This is a genomic window from Okeania hirsuta (genome assembly GCF_003838195.1).
GTDB lineage: Bacteria > Cyanobacteriota > Cyanobacteriia > Cyanobacteriales > Microcoleaceae > Okeania > Okeania hirsuta.
The window spans coordinates 1-24528 of sequence record NZ_RCBY01000042.1; the positions used below are offsets into that span (position 1 = coordinate 1).

Consider the following 24528-nt stretch of genomic DNA (forward strand, 5'->3'; position numbering starts at 1 on the left):
TGGTTTCCTTCGTCAACTGAATAACTTATAACTAAATTTAGGGCAGGCAAATAAAGAGGAAAAATTTATAGTTACTTGATGATAACTCAAAATTTACCCACCCTATTATGATTAATTACTCTAAATTGGACTAGCTTCTAAAAACAAAGAATAATTTGTATGACCACTAAACTCAGAAACTCGGACAAAATAATTACCCTCTGGTAAGAAATCAACACCTATTATTTCATCAACAGTACCCACATTTCTTGACTCAGCAAAAACCTCTAAAGTTTCTGCCACTCCATTATTATTAATATCCTCAATTAACTCCACATCTGCATCCCCAACTAAACCAGTTAATACAACATCTAAACTACTAGGAGTATTCAAAATAAAACTATAAACATCTACTGGATTTCCATCTCCAATAAAATTGCTAAATTCTGCACTTCCCAAAACACCAAGATCGGCATTAATATTTAACAAATCATCTCTAAAATCTGGAGGAGTACTCAAACGATTTTCTGGCAAACCAACTAAAATATAATGTTGAATTGCACTACTAAAAATACCATTATTTAATAACTCCACTACATCCTGATTTTGAGCAAGATAAAAATCTGTATCAAACAAAAAACTAGGGTCGCGATTTTCAAATTGACCAAATCTGACAAAATGTTCAAAAGGTGTTAATCCTGCTGACTCTAATGTTGTAGCAAAATCAGGATTTGCTCTATAAAATAAATTAGTAAATAAAGGACTAGGGTCGCGCAATTCAAATTGACCAAACCTAAGAAAATGTTCCACTGCCGTCAGATTATCTTCCTCAATAGCAGCAGCTATATCAGTATTAATTTCGAGATAAAAGCTAGTATCAAATAAAGCATTGGGGTCGCGATTTTCAAATTGACCCACATTCACAAAATGTTCCAAACCACTACTGAAATTACCCGCAGCAATTTCATCTACAACATCGGGGTTTTGAAATAAATAAAATCCTTCATCAAACAGAGTTTCAATAGTTAACATTTCTTAAAAGTTTATTTTTGAGTTTACATTGCAACCTAAGCAATGTTATCTTACTACAATCGTTCATTTATGTATGCTTTAAATTCAAAATTTATAATTAAAAATTAAGGGACATTAATTATGAGTAAATCTTCTTTAATGAACATCCTACGTCGCGCTTATGGTATTGCCAGAATGTCTAAAAAAACTGGCATTCCCAGCGATGAGTTATTAGGAATGGTAAGAGAAGCTCAAAGTAATAAATTTCGGACTACTCGCCGTCGTTTATTACAAGGTGGTTTAGGATTTGCTGGAGCAATGGCAGCTTCTAATTTCTTCAAGGGTGGACAACGAGCAATGGCTCAACAAACACCTATATTAATAGTAGGCGCTGGAATTGCGGGATTAACTGCAGCTTACCGCCTTACTCAGGCAGGAGTACCAGTAAATGTGATAGAAGCTAAGAACCGAGTAGGGGGTAGAATGCTAACTACCCAAAAAGCGTTAGGTACACCATTCTCAGTGGAATTGGGTGGGGAATTCATTGATACAGATCATTTTTGTACCCGTGGTATAGCAGAAGAATTAGGATTAAATCTGGTAGACTTATTGGCAGTGGATGAGAGCTTAGGAATACAGGACACTTACTTTATTGGAAATCGTAGAGTACCAATAGAAGAACTGATTAGAGACTTTGCGCCAGTTGCTGAACAAATTGATGCAGATTTAGAAGCGATCGATGAATTTGAAGACTATACCACACCTATACCAGCAGCAGTAGAACTAGATAATATCTCCATCGCCGAATATTTAGACCGGATTCCTGAAACTACATCAACAGTCCGTCAACTAATCCGAATTATTTACACGGGTGACTATGGTCTCGACACTGAAGAACAGTCTTGTCTGAATCTACTCTTTTTAATAGGTACTGAACCGGGAGAGTTTGAACCTCTTGGTACCAGTGATGAACGTTTTCATGTAGAGGGGGGGAGCGAACAAATTCCCCAAGGGTTGGCAAATATACTTTTCAATTCCATTGAGACAGGAACAGTGCTAGAAGCGATCGACTCTCTTTCTGATGGTCGATATCGAGTAGCATTAAGGTCGGGTCATAGTACCTTTGACCGCACTTATGAACGAATTTTACTGACATTACCCTTCAGTGTGCTGCGACAAGTTCAGCTTAATGTAGATATCCCTCCTGTGAAAAGGTCATCTATAAATACTGCTAGTTACGGAACGAACTCTAAGTTAACTACTGCTTATCAAGAAAAAATCTGGCGTACTCGCTACAACTCCAGAGGTAATGTTATTTCAGACTTAGGATTTCAAGCTACTTGGGAAACTGCGGAAAGTCGTTACATTCCAGGTCCTGGTTTGATTACACAATTTGTTGGTGGTACTCAGGGTGTAGCAATAGGATCTGCTACTGCTCAAACCCACGCTCAACAGTTAAATGCTCAACTAGAACTTGTTTTTCCTGATATCAGTAGCGTGGCGATGCCATCCCAAGCAATTCGTAGTTATTGGCCTGGAGATCCTTTTGCTCGTGGTTCTTATTTGTGTTACAGACCAGGGGAGTGGACGCAATTTTATGGTGTGGAGGGAGAGCGTGTGGGGAATATATTTTTTGCTGGCGAACATACTTCTTTGGAATATCAAGGTTGGATAGAAGGTGGTTGTGATAGTGGTGAAGTTGCTGCGATAGAAATTTTAGATGATTTGGATTTAATAGCAACTACTGAAGCGTTAAGAGTTAAACGATCTGTACAGTCGGAAATTCAAACTAAACCTCGCAGACTACCTGGAGCTAAGTATGTTCGGGAAAAACGGAATTTGCCACAAATAAAATAATCAGAAGGCTAACTGTAGAAAATGAGATCTCAAAAATGACTAAATCTTCGGTGATGACAATACTAGGTCGTGCTCATACTATTGCCAGAATGTCAAGAGAAACTGGTATCCCTAGTGATGAATTATTAGGAATGGTAAAAGAAGCTAAAGCTAGGAAATTTCCGAATGCTTGCACTCGCTTATTAAAAGGTGGTTTAGACTTAGCTCAAAAATTTAAAGTTTCCCTTTTGTCCAAGGGTGGAGAAAGGGCAATATCTCAAACAACTCCAGTATTAATAGTAGGAGCAGGAATTGCCGGATTAACTGCTGCTTATCGTCTAACTCAAGCGGGAGTTCCAGTAAACGTGATTGAAGCTAGTAACCGGGTAGGAGGTAGAATCCGAACTCGCCAAAAAGCATTAGGTACTCCATTTGCTGTTGAACTTGGTGGGGAATTTATCTACACCGAGCATACTTATCTGCGCAGTTTGATTGAGGAATTAGGATTACATCTTGTAGATTTGCAGGCAGTCGATGAAAACTTGGAAACACAAGAGACTTACTTTTTTGAAGGTCGCAAGGTTTCATTAGCAGAAATTACCACAGACTTTGCACCAATTGCAGAGCAGATTAACAGAGATTTTAAAGCGATCGCTAATTTTAAAGACTACACCACAAAAATTCCGGCAGCAGTAGAACTAGATCATATCTCTATTGCCGAATATTTAGACCGAATTCCTCAAACTACACCAGTAATTCGCCAGCTAGTCAAAGCTGCTTATGAAACTTACTACGGTCTAAATATGGAAGAGCAGTCTAGTCTCAATTTAATCTATATAATAGGTACTCAAGTAGGTAAGTTTGGCATTATTGGTGTTATGGAGCAACTTTTTAATGTACAGGGAGGTAACGAACTGATCCCCCAAAAGTTGGCAAGTTTAGTCTCCAATTCTATTGAGACGGGAACAATATTAGAGGCGATCAATGATCTTTCTGATGGTCGGTATCGAGTGGTATTAAGGTCGGGCAATAGTACCTTTGAGCGTACTTATGAGAGAATTTTGCTAACATTACCCTTAACTTTGTTAAGAGAAGTTCAGCTTAATGTAGATTTGCCACCTTTGAAAAAGTTATCTATAGATACTGCTAGTTACGGAACTAATTCTAAGTTAACTACTACTTATCAAGAAAAAATTTGGCGTACTCGCTACAATTCTACAGCTGATATCTATTTAGATTTAGGGTTTCAAAACACTTGGGAAACTTCTGAGAGTCGTTATCATCCAGGTATGGGTTTGATTACACAATTTGTTGGTGGTACTGAGGGTGTAGCAATAGGAACTGGTAGTCCTGAAATTCATGCTCAAAAATTGAATTCCCAACTCGAACAGGTTTTTCCTGGTATTAGTAATATTTCCATGTCAGATCGAACAATTCGTAGTTATTGGCCAGGAGAAGTTTATACTCACGGTTCTTATTTATGTTACAAACCGGGGGAGTGGACAAAGTTTTATGGTGTAGAAAGAGAGCGAGTGGGTAATATATTTTTTGCCGGGGAGCATACATCTTTTCTAGAAAATCAAGGTTATATGGAAGGTGGGTGTCAGACAGGTGAAATAGCTGCTATGGAAATTTTACAAGATTTAGGTTTAAAAGGTAGTGTTGAAGCAATGAGAAGTCAGCGGCGTTGGTGAAGCGGGTGTATGATATTAATCGCGCATTACTTAGGGCTTGCTGATTAAATATAAAAGCATTGACATATAAAGACAAGTGCCTTTTTGGGAACGAAAAAAGTGCGCCTGTTTCAGTCTAAAACGCTCATGCATGGAGCGTATTTTAGGCGCATAGTTGGGCAGAACAATCTTGAGACAAAACGCCCGCTCCTACTTCCTCTAAATTCCCATTTCTCCTGTCTCCTGTCTCCTGTCTCCTGTCTCCTACCCCTACTAAAATACTTTTTCAGCAAACCCTACTTAGGAGTCAACCCACCCCTCGCCCCTCCCCCTCCCAGGATAGAAACTCAGGAGTCAGGAGTCAGGAGGGAAGAGAATGCGCGAAAGATTTGCACATTTGCGCTGAGGATGAAAAATTTTTTATACCGAACCCGAGCGGATTTGATATTAGTGGTTTAAAACTATCTGAAAAGCGTAAAAATAAATTTACCAGTAATATCATGTCTGATAGCATCGGTATTGTAAGCGTGAAGGTAAGGAAGAAGGAAGAGAGAAGAAGGCTTAAAAGATTGAAAAAACGTAAATTTCCTGTAGACATTCACCCTTGGTTTTACACAAACGCGCCCCAGCGGACATGATATAATTAATAGTTACTATGAAATACTTCTATTTTACTATATTAATACCATTGTTACACGGGGGAGTTTATGATCAATTATTACAGAGTAATATAGTGAATATATTTGCTCAAAAATCTGAATTTGATAACCCAATTTGTTATATGGAAACTACAGAGGGAAAAATTATTAATTTAGTTAATCTATGTGGCGATAGAGAAGCTATTAATGAAAGCAAAAAAGTTAGCTGCAAATCAGAATCAGAAAAAGTTAAAGCTACAGAAATACCGATTAGTAATATTAACTACGATGGTAATTTTTTAACTGGTAAAGTTGCTAATCAAAGTTGTCAAACTGTGAAGCAAATTAAGGTAAATTATCAAGTATTAGATGATGCTGGAAATATTATTGATAATGGGTTTATTTATGCTGAACCTAGTACGGTTGAGCCAGGAAAAGTAGCATCTTTTAAAGGTAATGTTTCCCCAGGAGCTAAAGTAGAAACAACTTTTGTTGAATGGAGTGAATAATGAAGTCAGAATTTAGAATTCATAATTTAGAATTCAGAAGTTCAAAAATGATGTGTGATAATTAACAGTATTAGAAATTCTGTTGCTTGAATTTTTTTGTTTATTTAGGTAATTACTTATAATTCATTTGCATAATTGTAAGCCTGTTTTTGTAATTCAAATATCTCCATCTGTTTTTCTATCAACATTAGGATTTTTCTTGAGTCTTTAAAAGTAATATACTTTTGCAAAGATAATATACTATAGCGTTTCCCAAGGTCGTGAGGTACAGTTATCTTTTTGTCTTTTTATTCCCTGTTCCCAGCTCCGGTGTTCCCTGTTCCCTCAAGCCTCAAATTTTGTACCTCACCAGTATGAGAATTGCTATAGCAAAATTCTGCTATTTATGCTACTTTTATCCGGCAAAAACCTACAAAAATAATTAAACTCTTTCTTCCCTTCTTTTCTCTTCCCTCTTCCTTCTTAACTTCAACTTAAATTATAAAAAAATCATAGATATATTTAAAGATATACAATTATAGATCCATAATCTGGACACAAAGAAAAATATTGTAGTCTAGACGATCGAAGTATGTACGAAAAAATAACTCCCCCAACCACAGGTTCTAAAGTCAGTTTCAGCAACGGTCAACCTAATGTTCCAGACGACCCCATTATCCCATTTATTCGGGGCGATGGTACAGGGGTAGATTTATGGCCAGCATCTCAAAAAGTCTTTGATGCCGCGATCGCTACTGCCTATGGAGATAAACGCAAAATCAATTGGTTTAAGGTTTACGCTGGTGACGAAGCTTGTGAAAAATATGGCACTTTCCAATATTTGCCGGAAGATACTCTCAACGCTATTAAAGAATACGGTATTGCCATTAAGGGTCCTTTGACAACTCCTATCGGTGGGGGTATTCGCTCCTTAAATGTGGCATTGCGTCAAATTAACGATTTATATGCTTGTGTTCGCCCTTGTAGGTATTACACAGGTACCCCTTCTCCTCACAAAAGTCCGGAAAAATTAGATGTGATTATTTATCGGGAAAATACCGAAGATATTTATTTAGGAATAGAATGGCGCGAGGGTACTGATATTGCTAGTAAGTTGATTGACATTTTAAACAAAGAATTAATTCCTGCTACTCCCGAACATGGCAAAAAGCAAATTCGCCTCGACTCGGGTATCGGTATTAAACCTATTAGTAAAACTGGTTCGCAACGGTTAGTTAAACGTGCCATCCAAAATGCTTTACGTTTACCCAAGTCAAAACAAATGGTAACTTTGGTGCATAAGGGTAATATTATGAAGTACACTGAAGGTGCATTTCGTGACTGGGGTTATGAATTAGCAACTACTGAATTTCGGACTGAATGTGTGACGGAAAGAGAATCTTGGATTCTTTCTAATAAGGAAGAAAATCCTAATATTAGTAGTGAAGAAAATGCTCGAAAAATTGACCCTGGTTATGATGCTTTAACAGCAGAAAAAAAAGCTGAAATCTGTCAAGAAGTTGAGGATGTATTAGGAGCTATTTGGGATAGTCATGGGGATGGAAAATGGCAAGATAAAATAATGGTAAATGACCGTATTGCTGATAGTATTTTCCAACAAATTCAAACTAGACCAGGGGAATATTCTATTCTGGCAACTATGAATTTGAATGGGGATTATTTATCTGATGCTGCTGCTGCTATTGTTGGTGGTTTAGGTATGGGGCCTGGTGCTAATATTGGTGATGAATGTGCTATTTTTGAGGCGACCCATGGCACTGCACCAAAACACGCAGGTTTAGATAGAGTTAATCCTGGTTCTTTGATTCTTTCTGGTGTGATGATGTTGGAATATATGGGTTGGCAAGAAGCTGCTGATTTGATTAAAAAAGGTCTTGAGGTTGCTATTTCTAATGGTGAAGTAACTTATGATTTGGCAAGGTTAATGGAACCACCTGTAGAAGCTTTAAAATGTTCTGAGTTTGCTGATGCAATTATCAAACATTTTAAAGATTAGATAAGTGTTAGGTGTTCAACAATTAATAAGTAATAATTAACAATTACTTCTCCTTGAAAAGAAGAGGATTGACTAAAAGGAAATTTTTTTCTTCTTTCTTCTTTAAAGGAGAGGCTTTAAACCTTAATTATTCGGTAAATAATAGGTACAAATGTTATTCATCTAGTGTCGCTACGCGGAAGTCAAAAGTCAAAAGTATTGATTTGTAATTGTTTTAGGATTTTGTAACTGGTCAATTATTTCCGCAATTCTGCACTAGTACTATTAACTTTTCAGCTAATACCTGATATGGCAGAAGAAAGTTTTTGTTATCTAGGAGATTTAGTATTTCATATTAGCTTTTGATATATCCGCGCCCTTTCCTTCGATTATACACAGGCGTAAGAATTAAAAATAAAATCAATTCTTATCTATAAATTATCAATTATTTTTTCTGTTCCCTGTTCCCTGTTCTCTCTTTTCTGAAAATATCTATTGCTATATCTTAAAGCTTAATATTTAAAAAATTATTCAGTTATGTCAAATCTTCTCGAACAAGCAAAAACAGCTAGCCAAGAAAAAAATTGGTCTTTAGTTAATCAGTATTTACAGCAATTTTTATTAGCATCTCAAAAGACCTGTGTTGATTGGTTAGAAAATGCCGATTTAGATGTGGTGCTCGACCTAGCAATAACAGTTCTGAAAAATGGAGATTTTCAAGAAAGATGGGATATTTATAAACTATTTAAGCAGATTGGTAAACCAGCGATCGCTCCATTAATTGAAATGGTTCAAGATGAAGATTTAGACTTAGAAAGACGTTGGTTTGTAGCTCGGATATTGGCAGATTTTAACAGTGAGGAAGTTCGAGAAGCTCTGAAAAATATAATTATTAGTTCAGAGGCGAAAGATTTACAAGAAATAGCAGCAGATACTTTGGCAATTTTAGGAGATTCAGCAGTTGATATTTTAACAGATTTATTGGCCAAGCCAGATTCACGATTATTAGCAACAAAAGCTTTAGCTAAAATTAATTCTTCTAGCACCATAACACCGTTATTAACTGTAGTAAAAGACGGCAATTATGAAGTTAGAAAAAATGCTATTACTGCCTTGAGTAATTACCATGATTCTCGGTTGCCTTTTGTCTTAATTTCGGCTTTAAAAGATACAGTAGCTCAAGTTAGAAAAGAAGCAGTAATAGGGTTAAGTTCTTATGATAATTTACACGAAGAATTAAGTTTGGTGAAGTTGCTACAACCTTTACTGTGGGATATTAATTTTGAAGTTTGTCAACAAGTGGCGATCGCTATAGGAAAAATCGGTACAAATACAGCAGCAACGGCTTTATTTGAACTTTTACAAACAACGAATGTTCCTGTTTTTTTAAAGCTGGATGCAGTGCGTGCTTTAAGTTGGGTTGAAACTCAAGTATCTGTGGAATATCTACAAAGTTTACTCGGAGATAATTTATTAGTTGCAGTTGAACATCAACCACAAATTGTTAATGAAATTATTACAGCATTAGGTAAAATTGAGCGTCAGGAATTAAAGCCAAAAGCTACAGAAATTTTGATTGAATTTCTCAGAAGTAATAATTCAGTTTTAGAAAGCGTCCGTGTCAAAAATTCTTTAGTTTTAGCATTGGGATATTTGGGAGATATTCGCGCTCTAGATTATCTCATTCAGTTATTAGAAGAAAATGATGCTAGTGTTAGGCTTCATTGTATAGCAGCATTGAAAAAATTAGATTCAGAAAGAGCATATCAACAACTTATTTATTTATCTCAAAAAGCAAACATCAAATATGAGTTAAAAACAGGAATAGCTACAGCTATTGCTGAATGGAATTATTAAGAAGGTGTTAGGTAAGCATTCAGCATTCAGCACTTCAGCAGTCAGCACTTCAGCTATGAGTTATTAACTTATTATCTTGGCAGAAGGAATTAGTATTCAAGAGAAATGAAAAATTATCTTTTTATTTTGGGTTTAATACCCTACCGTCCACACGGTGTTTACAATTGGTTGGGCTTTGTAGACAGGAAGTGGCAGGTCGTTGACTATCCCCATCCATTTTTTCTTCCTTCTTATTTCTTCTTTCTTCCTTCTTCAATCAGTAAAATTATTGGCTCGAATTAGTATTAATTATCAGTTATTTAAGCACTGAGATAAACAGTTTTCATCCTGGATTGACTAACTGAGTCAAAACTATGTTATTATATGATTATCTGAGGTATAATTTGCCCCTATTTTTAGCTCTAATTCCAGGGATAATACCAATTTGATAAATTTTTGCTAAAAATAACTAGGATATTTCTGAGGAGTCAACCCACCCCTCGCCCCTCCCCCTCCTGGGAGGGGAAGTCAGGAGTCACACGGGAATGGCTTCAATACCATTTTTTACCTATGTAATTCTCTTTTTTGTCAAAGGGACATCTCCTTTAAAGTCTTTTAATAATGCTTATTATTCGTAACATTCTTTTTTCAAAATGGTATAACTTAAAATCCTGAATCCCCTATTAATAAAATGAAATACTGGAAATCAGGTAAACAACTACAAAATGGCAAATATATAATTCAAGACCTGCTTGGTATTGGCGGTTTCGGTATTACTTATCGTGCTTTAGAACAAAGCTCTAATCAATTAGTTGCGATTAAAACTCTCAATTATCGAGTACAACGTAAACCCAATTTTGACAAACATCAAGAAAATTTTTTAAATGAAGCCTTATGTTTAGCAAAATGCCGTCATCCCAATATTGTAGAAGTTCATCGCCTTTTTAAAGAAAATAAATTATGGTGCATGGTGATGGAATATATAGATGGGGATGACTTAGGAATTTATCGTGAAGAGCAACACGGAGTTATATCAGAAAGTAAAGCAATACATCTAATTAAACAAGTAGGAGAAGCACTAACATTTATACATAATCAAGGATTTTTGCATCGGGATGTTAAACCTCAAAATATTCTGCTACGTCGAGATACTTTAGAAGCAGTATTAATTGATTTTGGTTTAGCACGAGAATTTAATAGCGGCAGCGTACAAACTCATACAACAGATAGTACATTGTATTTTGCACCAATTGAACAATACGAAAGACGAGCAAAACGGGGAGCTTTTACTGATATATATGCTCTAGCAGCAACTCTATACGTTTTATTGACAGGTGAAATGCCAACACCAGCAAAAGTCAGACAAGAAGGAAAAATACCATTAATTCCACCAAAAAAATATAATTCCCAAATTAGCGATCGAGTCAATGATGCAATTATTAAAGGCATGAAATTAGAGCCAGAAGAACGGCCTCAATTTGTTGCTGAATGGTTAACTTTATTGTCACCACTAGAAGAATTTGTCATAACTAATTTACCCTCTACTTTGCCAGCAACTCTGCCAATAATTTCCGACACTCCTCCCGAATTACTAACTGTTTATTCTAGTTTTGAACTCGAATTGCAAACTTTTAAATTTGAATATTTAACAATCAAAATAAACCCAAAAGGCGAAATAATTGAAACCCAAAAAGAGCAACGGGAAACTCAACAATTTATTGAAAATATCGCCAATGATATTTTCCTAGAAATGGTATCTATTCCTGGCAATACTTTCTTAATGGGTTCCTCAAAAACAGCAGCAGAAAAATGGGAAACAGAAAGTCCACAACATCAAGTTACAATAACACCTTTATTTGTTAGCAAATATCCCATTACTCAAGCACAGTGGCAAGCAATAATGGGCAAAAACCCAGCTTATTTCAAAGGAGAAAATAGACCAGTAGAAATGGTGTCTTGGTATAACGCAATTGAATTTTGTCGTCAGCTATCTGCTCAAACTGGAAAAACTTATCGGTTACTATCAGAAGCAGAATGGGAATATATTTGTCGTGGAGAAACAACTACATTATTTTACTTTGGTAATAGTCTAATAACTGACCTAGCAAACTATAATGGCGAAGAAGCTTATGCTTGTTCATTACAACAAAATTATCGCGAACAAACAACAGATGTGGGTAGTTTTCCACCCAATGCTTTTGGATTATACGATCTTCATGGCAATGTCTGGGAGTGGTGTGCCGACCCCTGGCATAATAATTATCAGGGTGCTCCTTCAGATAGTAATGTGTGGGAAAAAGATGGCAATTATAACTACAGAATGTTGAGAGGAGGAGGATACTTGAATTATTCTAAAGGTTGTCGTAGTGCAAATAGAAATTGGAAAACTCCCAGAAGTAAGTGTAAGTCAGTAGGTTTTAGAGTGGCAGTTTCTCATATTTTTTCAATTTAGGAATGAAGAGACTTTAGAGGAAAAACTGACTATTTTGATGTTCTAATCCCTATGCTTTACTTGACATATCACAAATATTTTTGGAGGTACAGGCAAAAAAATTAACAAAAAATAAAATCTTGGTAAATTCCTCATGGATAAGTTGGAATTTAAAATTTTATTGAAAAAAATTAATTTTTGTAACTTTCAAATCCCCGACCGAAATTTGTCAGCTCTCCCCACCTAAATATTTAGATAATATTTAGCAAAAATTTTATGGGAGAGTTTGACCGAAAACTATAGCAAATATTGAATTGGTTAGAACATAGTAGTTTCTAATTCTAGAATTTATGACTTAATTTGTGTCAGAAACTTAGTCATCAACAATTTGAGCCCAATCAGGGAAAGAAGGAGGAAAGAAATTAATATCATAGTCGGACTCTTCCCACTCATTAACCCACAATGGCACTACTCCCACCCCTTGTATAGGAGTTCTAGAAAAAACCCTTTCCCCACATTCAACAGTATGAAATATCTGTTTGAGGGTATCTCCTAAATTAAGGGCTAAACTTAATAGCTCATCCAATTCAGGAGCAACCCTCTTCACTCTTGGTTTGTCCTCCTCAGCCCACAGGAGTTTTAGGGACTTAAGAGATCTGGGACTGAGTTGACTTCGATAGTAAACACGCTTAAGTTGGGCCACAGGTTCTAGACTCCTTTCTACCCGGCGAATTTGCTGTAACCGGAGATAGTGCCACTCTGCCAAATGCTTTCGGTCTTCAGGAGGTATTTTCCCTTTACTAGAGGAGTGTTGGAAGGCATATTTTGCGCAACTACAACCAAGATTAGCTAACAAATGGATTAATTGTCTTTCTTTAGGAGTGGCTTGTCTTCTTTCTGCAGTTCTTGTAATAACCCTTTTTCTTCGTGTAGTAGTCGTTGTGTCCATCATTTTTCGATAATAGTAATCAGAACATCATACAAGGATAATCTAGGGTAGAATCCTAATTAGTAACATATAGTTCTACCCATATCTGAATATCCACTCTAATTTGTCTTTACTGTCTCCAGGAAGTTATTTCGGCCTTCGTGATTATTTTTTATTTTCCACTTCTTCCGTTTCACCATCTTCATCAGTGCCTTCATAACTAATTATCTGACTCTTTTCAATGGTACTCTCAGTAGATGGCCTCAAATTATAGGCTGTGGCCTTTGGTAGTTGGCAAAACGTCAAGCCTGCGGAGGCCATTAACCCAAAAATGATAATATTCTGTTTCATAGTAGTAGATGAACCCTGTTTAGTTGTTTTAGATAGACTCGCGATGCTCTGCAACCTGTAAAAAGTGGGTTGTTGCAAAAGACCTCTTGTCTTCCGATGAACCAGTCTGCAATTATAAAAGAAGCATAGGCACGACCTGATGGATCACAAAAGCCGGAAGTGAGGTGTTAGTAGTCTTAATCACTATTTTCTCCCCAATCCTGCTATTTGGGATGTGGAGACTAAGCCATTAGGGAGTTAAACCATCAGGTAATTAGTCCATCTAGGAGTTATCCATCAGGGGCATCTACTATTTCATTTAACTATCAGGGTGTATCTCCATCTGCAGTTCTGAACTAGCTGTTTATTTTATAAATAGACAGCTTTTTTTAATTTGAGGGTTTACTGGTTTGTACAGCATTTTCTAGAGACTTCTTGCAGAAGTCAAGGAATAGGGAATAGGGAATAGGGAATTGTTGATTTCATATATTTAATTGATTTAATTAAAACTTTTGCAAGAGATCTTAGGAAAGAAAGACGGAATAAGTAGGAAGGATCGAACTCAAGTCCCAAACTTTGAATCAGGTCTTTATTAAGTTCTAGAACAGATATTAGGTTCAAATCTTCTCAGCCTTAAAAAAATGTAATGCTCTTGAATTTTAATTGGGTTTAAACTTACGTTTTACATGGTTTTTATCCCTAAATTTCATACTATAAATTATTGTATTCCCAAATATTTATGTAACTGCACTGATAGGCGGTAATTAGGATATTCTTGGAGTAATTCTAGGACCAATGGTAAGGCAAGATTACGACTGTACCATTCTGGCTGGAGAAAAACTGGAATATTATTATTTGCCAGTAAAATTTTACTATAAAATTCTAACTCTTTACCAGTTTCTATTACTAATTTTATTTCTGATGCCCGCATCCACATCTGTTTTACAACTGGATATTTAGAACTAATATGTTGTTTAGGGCTAAGGGTTATCCAAGTCTGATGTGAAATTTCTTGCCAATAGCAACCGGATGTTTCTATAGAAACTTGTCTGCCAGTAGCTTCTATTTTGTTCACTAGATTAGGTAACTGTTTATGGATAAAAGGTTCACCACCAGAAATAACAACTCTGGGAGAAAATAACTCATTAATTAACTCATCAAAAGTTCTAATTTGCCTTGGTAAATCAACTCCTCCATTGGCATAACCAGTATCACAATAATGACAGCCTACTGGGCAACCAGCAAGACGAATAAAATCTACTGGTGTACCTGTCCAATAGCCTTCTCCTTGAATAGTTTTTTGGAATGTTTCATGTATGGGAATTATTAATTTTTCTGTCATGTTTGAGTTATAAATAGGGTTTGCTGAAAAAGTCTTTAATAATAGACATATTCAATCTTATTAGTCATTTCAGTTTAGATTGAGACAAGCTTTTCTTTATAGCAATTCCCAAAGTTATGAGGTACACTCGTTTTGATTTTTTTTCTATTCCCTATTTCCTATTCCCTTTTCCCTCAAGCCTAAAATTTTGTACCTCACACTTTTTAGGAATTGCTATAAGAGAAAAAATTTCAGCAGAAAAAGTATTTCATTCTTATTTAAAATGACTATATAAGTAGAAACACTTTAAACAATGCCTGCTAAAGATATTTTTCACGATACAGTCAAACGTGCCCTTGAAAAAGAAGGATGGACTATAACTCACGATCCACTTGGTGACGTAGGAATGTTTATCGATCTAGTGCAGGATGGTGGAAATAACTGACCAGTTACAAAATCCTAAAACAATTACAAATCAATACTTTTAACTTTTGACTTTTGACTTTTGACTTTTGACTTCCGCGTAGCGGCACTAGGTGCAGAAAAATTAATTGCTGGCTGAAAAAGAGGGGCAAAAAATCGCTGTTGAGATTAAAAGTTTCCTGGGAAAATCGGCAATTTATGATTTCCATCTTGCCGTCGGACAGTTTATTAATTAGGGTTTGCTGATTAAATCTAAAAGCATTGACTTATATTGGTTGAGCGCATTTTTTAGTGAAAAAAAGTCCAAGCTTTTATGTCGTAATTGTTCAAAAAATTAGCATTTTAGGCGCATAGTTGCGCAGAATAATCCCTTGATTATTCTTCCTCCTACCTCCTCTATAATTCCCATTTCTCCTGTCTCCTGTCTTTCCCCTCCTGGGAGGGGTTAGGGGTGGGTTGTCTCCTGTCTCCTACCCTTACCCATAAGACTTTTTCAGCAAACCCTAATTACAGTTTAGCTTTGAAAGAAATAAAATCGTCCCGCGTCCTTTATTTAGCTATTCCTGTAGAAGCAAATCGAGATTTTTTTAGCAGACCATTTATCCAGACTGCCATCGCATACAACGAAATTAAACTAATAGTTTATGATTCAGATATGGAGGTAATTATTGAATGGAAAAACTAGAAAAGTACCGAGAAGCAATTAAAAAAGTAATTTCCGAATACGGGCAATACAAACTCGATCTAGAAGATGTCAGAACCGAATTAATTTTTCATCTAGAAGGAGACAATTATTTATTATTTAGGGTGGGTTGGCATCAAAGGAGGCGAATTTATGGTTGTATTATGCACGTCGATATTATTAACGAAAAAATCTGGATACAATACAACGGAACCGAGGTCGATCTTGCTGAAGAATTAGTGACATTAGGAGTTCCCAAACATGATATTGTTTTAGGATTTCATTCCCCCTATATGAGGCAATTTACCGAGTATGGGATGAGTTAATTGGAGTCGGTTATCAAGAGTCAAATTCTCAGTTAAATATTAATCATAAATACTTACTGAATCGTTGACTCCTATTGATCACTATAATTTCCTTCTTACTTTTGAATTTTGACTTCTTACTTTTGACTTCCGCGTAGCGGCACTAATCAATTACAGGGTTAAGTTTTTCTTTTTCAGTTGTTAGTTTCCTGGGTACAATAACGGCTAAAGCTAAAGGAACTACCTGGAAATGTGCTGGAGTATAAGTAACAATTTCCCCGTCTGTATTAATAGGACGAGGTTTGCGGGTATAAACATTAAATACAGAACCAGAGAGGAAACGAAATCCAAAATTTTCTTGATATTTTCCTTGCCATATAGAAGGCAACATACCGATAAATTGCCAACAATACTTAATTTCTAAACTGTATAAATCTAGTCTTTGGTCATCAATTGTAGCATCGTGAGCAATAGTCATGCCACCTCCATAATGTCTGCCATTTCCTACCGCAACTTGCAGAGTTTTAACTATTTTTGTTTCACCATTGCAGCGAATTTCTGCAGTAAAAGGGCGACTTTTTAAAATCATTTTACTGGCAGTAATAGCATAAGCTAATACACCCCATCGACGTTTAGCTTCCTTAGTTAAATTGTTAGTAATATCTACACTTAATCCGATACTAGCAACATTGAAAAAATATTTGCCATTAACTACGCCTAAATCTATATAACGTTTTTTACCTGTAGCGATCGCTCGACAAGCTTCAAATAAAGAATCAGGAATTCCTAAAGTTCTAGCTAGGTCGTTAGCTGTTCCTAATGGTAAAATTCCCAAGGGTAAACCTGTTTCTACTAGAGCATCTACTGCCAAGTTTAATGTGCCATCTCCACCACCAATGATTACCATATTTACCTGGTTTTTATAGTTTTGAATAAAATGGTTAAAATCCTGGGGAGATTGAGTTTCTTTGCAAATAACTTCTAAGCCAAAATCTTGTAAATAATTTAAAGCTAAATGTAAATTATTAGTGACTTTTCTAGCATGGGGATTAATTAATAAAAGAGCTTTTTTTGATTCTATTTGATTTTGATTCATAAAGGAAGTCAAAAGTTAAAAGTAAGAAAAAAAGGAAGGATTTAAGTAAGAAATCAGAAGTAGCAAATACGATAAATTTATAACCGGATTTCATATTATTGCTGAAATAGGAGATATTTATTGCATTTACTAATACCATTTCTCAAAAGTTTTGCTACATTTCCTTGGGAGTAGGGAGTAGGGAGTAAGGAGTAGGCTTTAAAAGCATAAAATATTTTGGATTAATGCTGATAATCCTTACAAATATTACTGAATTATTATTATTACTTAATAACTGAAGTCGCATTGGAAGTATAGCATTATTTTTGGGAATTGGTATACAGCAGATTTCAAACTAATGCGGTACAACTGACGGGGTAAATATTTTTTGCTTGTTCACTACCCTAATTCCCATCCTCTCTACTCCCTACTCCCTAAAAGTATCAATATATGTACCTCATAACTTCGGAAACTGCTGTAACATATTTTTGTAGAATTTTGTTATCTTTGAAAAACAATTTTCGACTGGTTATGACAAACAGTTTGATTCAACCTGAGCAAAATTTTGCTATTTGGGCAATTCTTCTCTCAGCAGCAACTATTGGTTTTTGGTCAGAACAGAAAAAGTGGGGTGCAAGTATATCTGGTGCTGTCATAACTATGCTAGTAACATTTTTTCTGTCGAATCTAAGAATTATACCTATTGATGCTCCTGTCTATAATGTAGTTTGGTCTTTTCTGGTTCCCTTTTCTATTCCTCTGCTTTTATTTCAAGCTAATATACTACAAATTATGCATGAATGTGGGCGAGTTTTAATTGCTTATTTTTTAGGTGCTTTGGGAACAATTTTGGGAACTATACTAGCATATTATTTGATTCCTATAGGCGAGTTAGATTGGAAATTAGCTGGAGTTTTCTGTGCTACTTATATAGGTGGATCTGTGAATTTTTTTGCCACTGCTCAAATTATCGAATTAAATTTAGATTCAGGAGATTTGTTAGCTGCAGGAACAGCAGCAGATAATTTGGCTATGACTTTGTTTTTTCTACTTTTATTTGCTTTACCTTCTCTGAAATGGGTAAAACAATTTTTTCCTGGTAATAATTTGCCTCAAGATACAAGCTTCCTAGAACAAAGTAAAAGGAATTTTTCTGAGTCACTCACACAAGAATTATCGGTTCTAGATATGAGTAAAGCATTAGCTATTAGTGGAATATCAGGTGCACTAGGCATTAGTATTGCTAGTTTATTAGGTATTCCTAAAGCAGCAATTTTATTCACCACTATTTTAATAGTTTCTCTAGCCACAATATTTCCCCAATATTTAGGAAAATTAACAGTAGCAGACAAAATTGGTACTTTGTTAATGCAGATATTTTTTGCCGTAATTGGAGCTAGTGCTAATATCTGGAAAGTTCTAGAATTTGGACCAGTTTTATTTTTTTTCGCTGGGGTAATTTTGACCGTTCATTTACTTTTTCTGTTACTTGGTGGTAAATTATTAAACTTAGAATTGGCTGAATTAGTTGTAGCTTCTAACGCCAATTTGGGAGGTGCTACTACTGCTGCTGCTATGGCAAAAGCGAAAAATTGGTATCAATTAGTAACTCCTGCCATTCTTTGTGGTATTTTTGGTTATGCTCTAGCTACTTTTATTGGAGTTGCTCTAGCTAATTTTTTGGGTTAAAAAATAGGGGAAGGAGTCAGGAGTCAGGAGGAATTGGGAGTTGTAGGGGCATCTATCTGAATCGCCCGTACAGAAGAATAGTCCCTTAATTTTTCTGCCTCGCGTTACCCCAAAATCCTCACTTTTTCAGCTCTATTGATCGAAAAGCTGGTACTTTTTCCAGACCTAAAATTGCTCAAAGTTTTATCTGTCAATGCTTTGCTATTTGATCGGCAAACCCTACCTATTCCCTATTCCCTGAGTTTAAATTCATCAAATTTGACGACATTAGAATTAGGTTTTCTGGTATCAAAATAGTAACTACTAACTGTTCCTGTCTCTGTCTCAAAAATACTAAAAACTGTAATATCATTACTAGCAATATAAGGTTGAGGTTTTCCCTTTTCATCTAGTAAAGGCGCAATGGTTGGAATTATCGGTTCTAAACCATTAGGATTACCAATTTCAGCATATTTTTCCTGGTAATCTAAAGGTATATTTCGCTTTTTATCTCCTACATAAGCTCCATAACTATTACCCACATTTGATGTTTCTAGAAAGTGCATTCCACTCGGACTAATAAAGCGATTCCAAAGATGAGAATGTCCGTAAAATACTAACTGTACGCCAGCAGTTTCTAACAAAGGTAAAACATCTCGAATAATATAATCGTTTTGTTGAGGATATTCATAACGAATCATCGTAATATTGCCATTTTCATCTCGGTCAATAAATTGTATGGGATTAGTATAAGCAGGGGCAATATTTTCACCAAGAGAATGGGGTGGATGGTGAAACATTGCGACTTTATATTTAGCTTGTTTAAATTCCTGACTTGCCAGTTCTTTTTCTAACCAATTATATTGCTCGCTACCTTGATTAATAGGTTCAAAAATATGCTGGCCATAACCCCATTCAGCCGGATTATCAAAATCTTTTTTTCGTTCCCGATATTTGCCTCTAGCATTATCTCTTAAATGAGGAACTCTCCAGATATTCGTAATATATAAAACTACTAAACGTACATCGCCAAAAGTTACAGCATAGTAATTTTTTTCTTCTGAACCATTTTGAGGAAGGGTAAAAATTTCTTGGTAAGTGTAAGTATTAAAAGAATTATTTTTTAACCAATTTATATCAGGATTAATATTTGTGGAATTTTGCCTATATAAATCTGATGCAGCATCCCGTGGGTAGGGTTGACTAAATTGGTAATTCAAAGAAGTTTTCATGGAAAATATACCCATAACTTCGTGGTTGCCAATTGCTGGAAAAAGAGGCATATTTTGAATTAACTCCCCACCTTTATAAATAGTTTTTGTACCATCTTTTTCTAATTCATAATTAGCTCTACCTTGGAGATTAGAAAAAAAAGCATTTCCTCGATTATCATCAAACCATTCTGAGGCACGGTCGGGAATATTAACTAAATCTCCAGCAAAAAAAATAGCGTCTAATTTATCAAAAGTTTCTGTGACTTTTTGTAGATTTGCAGAAGTCATTGGTTTTAATTGATGGTCGGAAGTTAGGAGAATTTTTAAAGGTCTACCAGGGGTAGGTTTAGCAGCCAAAGTAAAAATTTTGCTCCTCATATTTTCCCCATTTTCCTTTTCGCTAATAATTCTATATGGCACAGAAATATTAGGTGTTAAACCAATAACTTTTGCCTCATGTCGCCAGATATTTCGCATAATAGGTTGTTGATAAATTAAACCTTTTTCTGTTTGTTTTCCTACGCGAGAATCTTGGTCTTCTCTAGTACGACTAAGTTTAGTAGTATTTGCCTCAATAACTTGATTCAAATTTTCACCATAAACTACAAAATGACCTTTGCCAGGAAATTCAGTAAACCAAACAACTTGTACAGAATTTTCTGTCGGAGCTTGGAGAAATGGATCTGTTAAAAATTGGGGTGGAGATTCGAGAGAATACATAACTATAAATATAAAAATAACAACAATAATTAAAATACCAAAAATCCATGGATTACGATAATAATCTCTGGGATTCTCAAATATTTCTGGAGGAGGATTAAACATAGAAATAATTAGACCAGTTTGAAAAAAGAATACTACAAGAAAGTGCATCTTGATTATAGATGTTTAAAATGAGTATAAGCATTCAGCGCTCAGCGGTCAGCTATCAGCTATGAGTTATTAAGTCATTATTTAGGGTGCATCTCAATTTTGAATAAAGCCAAAAATTTATCGCTAGCTTCAATTAAAAGAAAGACGATGTATTTCAGTTTCTTTCCTACTCCCCTACTTCCCCACTCCCGTTTTTCTAAATCCTAATCTCGATCACAACACCATCACACCTTTAATATAATCCGACAATTTGTGGTCATGGATAAACGCTTGTGGTATAGTTTCCAGGGAGTGGTAACGATGTGTAATCAATGATGACACATCTATCTGTTTTTCTTCCAGCGCTCGGAGTGCTTGAGAGTAGGTTAATGAGCGTCCCTGATCGTTGAATTTTCCAGAACCTCCCGTCGCACAAACCAATGTTGTCTCTATAAATTGTAAGTTGTTTAACACGCTCAAATCTACTCCCCCATGTCCATAACCGTACATCAGAAACGTTGCTTGTTTGCGAATCAAACTAGGAATAGATTTAAAAATTAAACCATTTCCGCAAGCATCAATTACATACTCTACTAAACGTCCATTAGTCTTTTCTCTCACTGCCTCTACAATATTTACCTCTTGGGGATCTATGACATCTGCACCAAAACTTTTAACTAACTCACGCTTTCGAGCATTTGGTTCGCTGACCAGAATTAAACCCTCATATCCCAGGATATTGCGTAGGTACTGAGTAAATAAAAGTCCTCCAGGACCAGCTCCCAAAATCAGAATTGATTGCACGCGACGCTCTAACTCCTCAGCACCAATTTTATAGCGGGTGCGGGTTTTTGCCACTACATCTGATGAATGAATCATACAACCAAGGGGTTCTGTGAGGACAGCGTGGACGCTTTCCAAATCAGAATTTATTTTAATGGCATTCACAGCAGGAACTGTCAAATATTCAGCGAAAGCTCCTGGTAAACCAGTAATGCCATATTCCTGATAAATTTCACATTGGTGGGAATCTCCAGTAAGACAATATTCGCATAGAGATTTTCCCTTTTTACTCAAACAATTTAAACCCTGGTCTAGAACCACGCGATCGCCTACAGACAAATCTTGAACCTCCACACCTACTTCTTCTACCACACCCACAATTTCGTGACCTAGAATTTGGGGTTGTTGGAGTAGGGGGATAGGTTGACCATATTTATCCTTATTAAAATTGCTTTCCCCAGAAAAAATGTGAAAGTCCGAACCACATACACCAACTGCTGATGAGCGTAACAGAATTTCATGAGAACCAACTTGAGGTTTCGGAACTTCACGGACTTCAAACTTGCCAAGATCCCACAGAACGAGCGCTTGCATTGTCGCAGTTTTGTTTATTAGATTGTTCATAATGTTTTGCTCCGTCAAACTAATACAATTTTTCGGCGTTGGTGATTTGAGGTATAATATCATGTCCGGGTCAGAGTGTGATAGAACTCCGTTCCGCGCTCCGCGTTTTCAGTCCTGAATGGTACCTTGACCTGTCGCGTAACGTTAACGTGCGTTTTACGCCAGCTAAACAAAAAACTTTCTCCTTCTATTCCTCTTTCTTCTTCTTTCTTCCCTCCTGACTCCTGACTCCTGACTCCTGACTCCTGAGTAATTAAGATTAATATCATACACGCGCTTCACCAACGCCAATTTTTCTTAATGTTCTGAAATTAAAGTTATCACACCAAATTAAATATAAAAAGATACACTTTAATCAATCCGGTTTACAACTTTTAATGGAAGAATTTAAATTAATACAGTTTATATTTTAATAGTCTAATTCTCAAATCAATATGCTAATAGTCCAAAAATACGGTGGTACATCAGTCGGGTCTGTGGAAAGAATTAAAGCAGTGGCCCAACGTATTGCTAAAACAGCCAGCGATCGCTCGGTAGTAGTAGTCGTTTCAGCAATGGGAAAAACCACAGACGGTTTAGTTAAACTAGCAAACGAAATCTCTTCCAACCCCTGTCGTCGAGAAATGGATATGCTACTATCCACAGGGGAACAAGTTACCATCGCTCTGATGAGCATGGCCTTGAAAGAGTTGGGAGTGCCAGCTATTTCTCTTACCGGAGCGCAGGTAGGAATAGTCACAGAAGCTGAACATTCCCGCGCTCGTATTTTACATATTCAAACCGAACGCATAGAAGAACATCTCCAAATGGGAGAAGTTGTAGTCGTTGCAGGTTTTCAAGGTATTAGTCAGACTCGCCACCAGGAAATCACAACATTAGGTAGAGGCGGTTCGGATACTTCTGCAGTTGCATTGGCAGCAGCACTCCAAGCAGAAAGGTGCGAAATATATACAGACGTACCTGGAATCTTAACAACCGACCCCCGCATAGTACCCGAAGCACAGTTAATGTCAGACATTACCTGTGATGAAATGTTGGAGTTGGCAAGTTTAGGGGCAAAAGTGCTGCATCCCAGGGCAGTTGAAATTGCTAGAAATTATGGAATGCCATTAGTAGTTTTATCTAGTTGGAGCGATGCTCCTGGTACTCGTGTAGTTTCCCCAATACCCCAACATCGTGCTTTGCAAGATTTGGAGTTGACAAAATCTGTAGATGCTGTGGAATATGACATTAACCAAGGAGGAGTTTCTCTGTTGCACGTTCCCGATCGCCCTGGTGTGGCAGCTAAATTATTTGCTGGTATTGCCGTACAAAATATAGATGTAGATTTGATTATTCAGTCTATTCACGAAAGTAATACTAATGATATTGCCTTCACTGTCGGGAAAGATACCTTGAAACAAGCGGCAGCGGTAGCGGATGCTATACTACCTGCTTTAGGTAAGAATTCTGACCCCACTTTGGGCGAACCGGAAGTCAAAACACAAGAGCGACCTATTGCTAAAGTCAGTCTTGTGGGTGCGGGAATGATCGGACGACCACAAGTAGCAGCAAAAATGTTTGAGACTTTGGCAGCAGCAGGAGTAAATATATTAATGATTTCTACTTCGGAAGTTAAGGTCAGTTGTGTGGTTGATGCAGAAGACTGTGAAAAGGCAGTTCATTCTTTGTGTCAAGCATTTGATGTGGATGTTGCAGATATTTCTAGTAACTCTGCTGCTTCTGAGTCGGAAGAAGTTTCCTCACCAGTGCGAGCAGTTGCTTTAGACATAAAGCAAGCAAGACTAGCGGTGCGTTACATTCCAGATACCCCAGGTATTGCAGCTAAAATATTTGGTTTGTTGGCGCAGAATAATATTAGTGTGGATATGATTATTCAGTCACAACGTTGTCATAGTGTGGATGGGGTTTTGACTCGTGATATTGCTTTTACTGTTTCCCAACCAGAGGGAGAAACTGCATATCAAATTTTGGCAAATGCAGCATTAGAGTTTGGTTGGGGAGAAGTGGTGTTGGAGAGTGCTATTTCTAAAGTGAGTGTAGTCGGTTCTGGAATGATTGCCCATCCAGGGGTAGCAGCACAAATGTTTGAGGCGTTGGCAGCAAGTCAAATCAACATTTTGATGATTGCTACTTCGGAAATTAAAATTAGTTGTGTGGTAGAAGAGGAGGATGGTGTAAAAGCGTTGCAAGCTATTCATAAAGCTTTTGGTTTATCTGGTAGTGAGGTTGTTAAAGTTCCAGCATATTGAAGAAGGAGTCAGAAGTCAGGAGTCAGAAGTCAGGAGGAAAAAAGAAGGAAGAGAAGAAGAAAGTTTTTTATTACTAATTAGGCGGACTGGATATAAGTTATTATCCGAAAATAATGGAAAAAATGGTCAGCATTTAGCTGATAGCTGACTGCTGATAGCTGAATGCTTACATTTAGACTAAGT

21 protein-coding genes and 1 pseudogene are annotated in these 24528 nt (G+C 36.4%); 13 read left to right on the forward strand and 9 right to left on the reverse strand.

The window, feature by feature from the left end; translation table 11 throughout:
• Positions 1 to 120 precede the first annotated feature (120 nt).
• Complete coding sequence (locus D5R40_RS09795; protein WP_124154569.1) at positions 121 to 1011, reverse strand: PPC domain-containing protein; 891 nt, start codon at positions 1009 to 1011, stop codon at positions 121 to 123.
• A 120-nt stretch (positions 1012 to 1131) separates the two neighbouring features.
• On the opposite strand from D5R40_RS09795, the gene D5R40_RS09800 reads away from it, so the two are divergent.
• Positions 1132 to 2847 (forward strand): flavin monoamine oxidase family protein, encoded by a 1716-nt coding sequence (locus tag D5R40_RS09800; protein ID WP_124154570.1) that lies wholly within the window; start codon positions 1132 to 1134, stop codon positions 2845 to 2847.
• A gap of 35 nt (positions 2848 to 2882) precedes the next feature.
• Positions 2883 to 4520 (forward strand): flavin monoamine oxidase family protein, encoded by a 1638-nt coding sequence (locus D5R40_RS09805; protein WP_124146079.1) that lies wholly within the window; start codon positions 2883 to 2885, stop codon positions 4518 to 4520.
• Between the two features lie 110 nt (positions 4521 to 4630).
• Here D5R40_RS09805 and D5R40_RS34940 read toward each other — a convergent pair whose 3' ends face one another.
• Positions 4631 to 4792 carry a hypothetical protein gene (locus tag D5R40_RS34940; protein WP_161564963.1) on the reverse strand — a complete coding sequence of 54 codons (162 nt, stop codon included), beginning with the start codon at positions 4790 to 4792 and terminating at the stop codon, positions 4631 to 4633.
• 362 nt (positions 4793 to 5154) lie between these two features.
• On the opposite strand from D5R40_RS34940, the gene D5R40_RS09810 reads away from it, so the two are divergent.
• The 4 genes from D5R40_RS09810 to D5R40_RS09825 all read left to right on the forward strand — a co-directional run bounded on the left by D5R40_RS09810 (position 5155) and on the right by D5R40_RS09825 (position 11909).
• A complete protein-coding gene (locus D5R40_RS09810; protein WP_124154571.1) occupies positions 5155 to 5646 on the forward strand; it encodes an FxLYD domain-containing protein in 492 nt (163 codons plus the stop codon).
• A 571-nt stretch (positions 5647 to 6217) separates the two neighbouring features.
• Entirely contained in the window at positions 6218 to 7642 is a 1425-nt protein-coding gene (locus D5R40_RS09815; RefSeq protein ID WP_124145627.1) for an NADP-dependent isocitrate dehydrogenase, read from the forward strand.
• A 516-nt stretch (positions 7643 to 8158) separates the two neighbouring features.
• On the forward strand, positions 8159 to 9478 hold the full coding sequence (locus tag D5R40_RS09820) for a HEAT repeat domain-containing protein (protein WP_124154572.1): 1320 nt from the start codon (positions 8159 to 8161) through the stop codon (positions 9476 to 9478).
• 670 nt (positions 9479 to 10148) lie between these two features.
• Positions 10149 to 11909, forward strand: coding sequence for a bifunctional serine/threonine-protein kinase/formylglycine-generating enzyme family protein (locus D5R40_RS09825; protein ID WP_124154573.1), 1761 nt, complete (start codon positions 10149 to 10151; stop codon positions 11907 to 11909).
• A 352-nt stretch (positions 11910 to 12261) separates the two neighbouring features.
• Here the strand turns inward: D5R40_RS09825 and D5R40_RS09830 are convergent, their stop codons facing one another.
• The 3 genes from D5R40_RS09830 to D5R40_RS09840 form a co-directional block, all read right to left on the reverse strand.
• Positions 12262 to 12840, reverse strand: a complete 579-nt coding sequence (locus D5R40_RS09830; RefSeq protein WP_124145630.1) for a hypothetical protein — start codon at positions 12838 to 12840, stop codon at positions 12262 to 12264.
• A gap of 141 nt (positions 12841 to 12981) precedes the next feature.
• Positions 12982 to 13167: a hypothetical protein gene (locus tag D5R40_RS09835; protein ID WP_124145631.1), complete on the reverse strand. Its 186-nt coding sequence runs from the start codon at positions 13165 to 13167 to the stop codon at positions 12982 to 12984.
• 697 nt (positions 13168 to 13864) lie between these two features.
• Positions 13865 to 14488, reverse strand: coding sequence for a 7-carboxy-7-deazaguanine synthase QueE (locus D5R40_RS09840; RefSeq protein ID WP_124154574.1), 624 nt, complete (start codon positions 14486 to 14488; stop codon positions 13865 to 13867).
• Positions 14489 to 14780: 292 nt separating this feature from the next.
• Between D5R40_RS09840 and D5R40_RS39380 the strand changes: the two genes are divergently transcribed.
• From D5R40_RS39380 to D5R40_RS09860, 4 genes and pseudogenes are all read left to right on the forward strand, one after another.
• Complete coding sequence (locus D5R40_RS39380; RefSeq protein ID WP_205127413.1) at positions 14781 to 14912, forward strand: element excision factor XisH family protein; 132 nt, start codon at positions 14781 to 14783, stop codon at positions 14910 to 14912.
• An 87-nt stretch (positions 14913 to 14999) separates the two neighbouring features.
• Positions 15000 to 15123 (forward strand): annotated as a pseudogene (locus tag D5R40_RS09850) (element excision factor XisH family protein); the annotation flags it as partial.
• Between the two features lie 218 nt (positions 15124 to 15341).
• The gene (locus tag D5R40_RS09855; protein ID WP_161564965.1) at positions 15342 to 15575 is read left to right on the forward strand and encodes an element excision factor XisH family protein; all 234 of its coding nucleotides are present in this window, start codon (positions 15342 to 15344) and stop codon (positions 15573 to 15575) included.
• Entirely contained in the window at positions 15563 to 15898 is a 336-nt protein-coding gene (locus tag D5R40_RS09860) for a XisI protein (RefSeq protein WP_124145634.1), read from the forward strand. The genes D5R40_RS09855 and D5R40_RS09860 overlap by 13 nt, the downstream gene beginning before the upstream one ends.
• A 142-nt stretch (positions 15899 to 16040) precedes the next feature.
• Here D5R40_RS09860 and D5R40_RS09865 read toward each other — a convergent pair whose 3' ends face one another.
• Positions 16041 to 16973, reverse strand: a complete 933-nt coding sequence (locus D5R40_RS09865; RefSeq protein WP_124154575.1) for a lipid kinase — start codon at positions 16971 to 16973, stop codon at positions 16041 to 16043.
• A 510-nt stretch (positions 16974 to 17483) separates the two neighbouring features.
• Between D5R40_RS09865 and D5R40_RS09870 the strand changes: the two genes are divergently transcribed.
• The gene (locus tag D5R40_RS09870; RefSeq protein ID WP_124154576.1) at positions 17484 to 18641 is read left to right on the forward strand and encodes a DUF819 family protein; all 1158 of its coding nucleotides are present in this window, start codon (positions 17484 to 17486) and stop codon (positions 18639 to 18641) included.
• A 230-nt stretch (positions 18642 to 18871) separates the two neighbouring features.
• Here D5R40_RS09870 and D5R40_RS09875 read toward each other — a convergent pair whose 3' ends face one another.
• The 3 genes from D5R40_RS09875 to D5R40_RS09885 all read right to left on the reverse strand — a co-directional run bounded on the left by D5R40_RS09875 (position 18872) and on the right by D5R40_RS09885 (position 22362).
• A complete protein-coding gene (locus tag D5R40_RS09875) occupies positions 18872 to 20659 on the reverse strand; it encodes a metallophosphoesterase family protein (protein ID WP_124154582.1) in 1788 nt (595 codons plus the stop codon).
• Between the two features lie 261 nt (positions 20660 to 20920).
• Entirely contained in the window at positions 20921 to 22093 is a 1173-nt protein-coding gene (locus D5R40_RS09880) for a zinc-dependent alcohol dehydrogenase (RefSeq protein WP_161564586.1), read from the reverse strand.
• 59 nt (positions 22094 to 22152) lie between these two features.
• Positions 22153 to 22362 (reverse strand): hypothetical protein, encoded by a 210-nt coding sequence (locus D5R40_RS09885; RefSeq protein ID WP_124145638.1) that lies wholly within the window; start codon positions 22360 to 22362, stop codon positions 22153 to 22155.
• Between the two features lie 165 nt (positions 22363 to 22527).
• Here D5R40_RS09885 and D5R40_RS09890 point away from each other — a divergent pair, with 165 nt between their 5' ends.
• Both D5R40_RS09890 and D5R40_RS34945 read left to right on the forward strand, forming a co-directional pair.
• The gene (locus tag D5R40_RS09890; protein WP_124145639.1) at positions 22528 to 24345 is read left to right on the forward strand and encodes an aspartate kinase; all 1818 of its coding nucleotides are present in this window, start codon (positions 22528 to 22530) and stop codon (positions 24343 to 24345) included.
• Positions 24323 to 24493: a hypothetical protein gene (locus D5R40_RS34945; RefSeq protein ID WP_161564587.1), complete on the forward strand. Its 171-nt coding sequence runs from the start codon at positions 24323 to 24325 to the stop codon at positions 24491 to 24493. The genes D5R40_RS09890 and D5R40_RS34945 overlap by 23 nt, the downstream gene beginning before the upstream one ends.
• Positions 24494 to 24528: the final 35 nt, after the last annotated feature.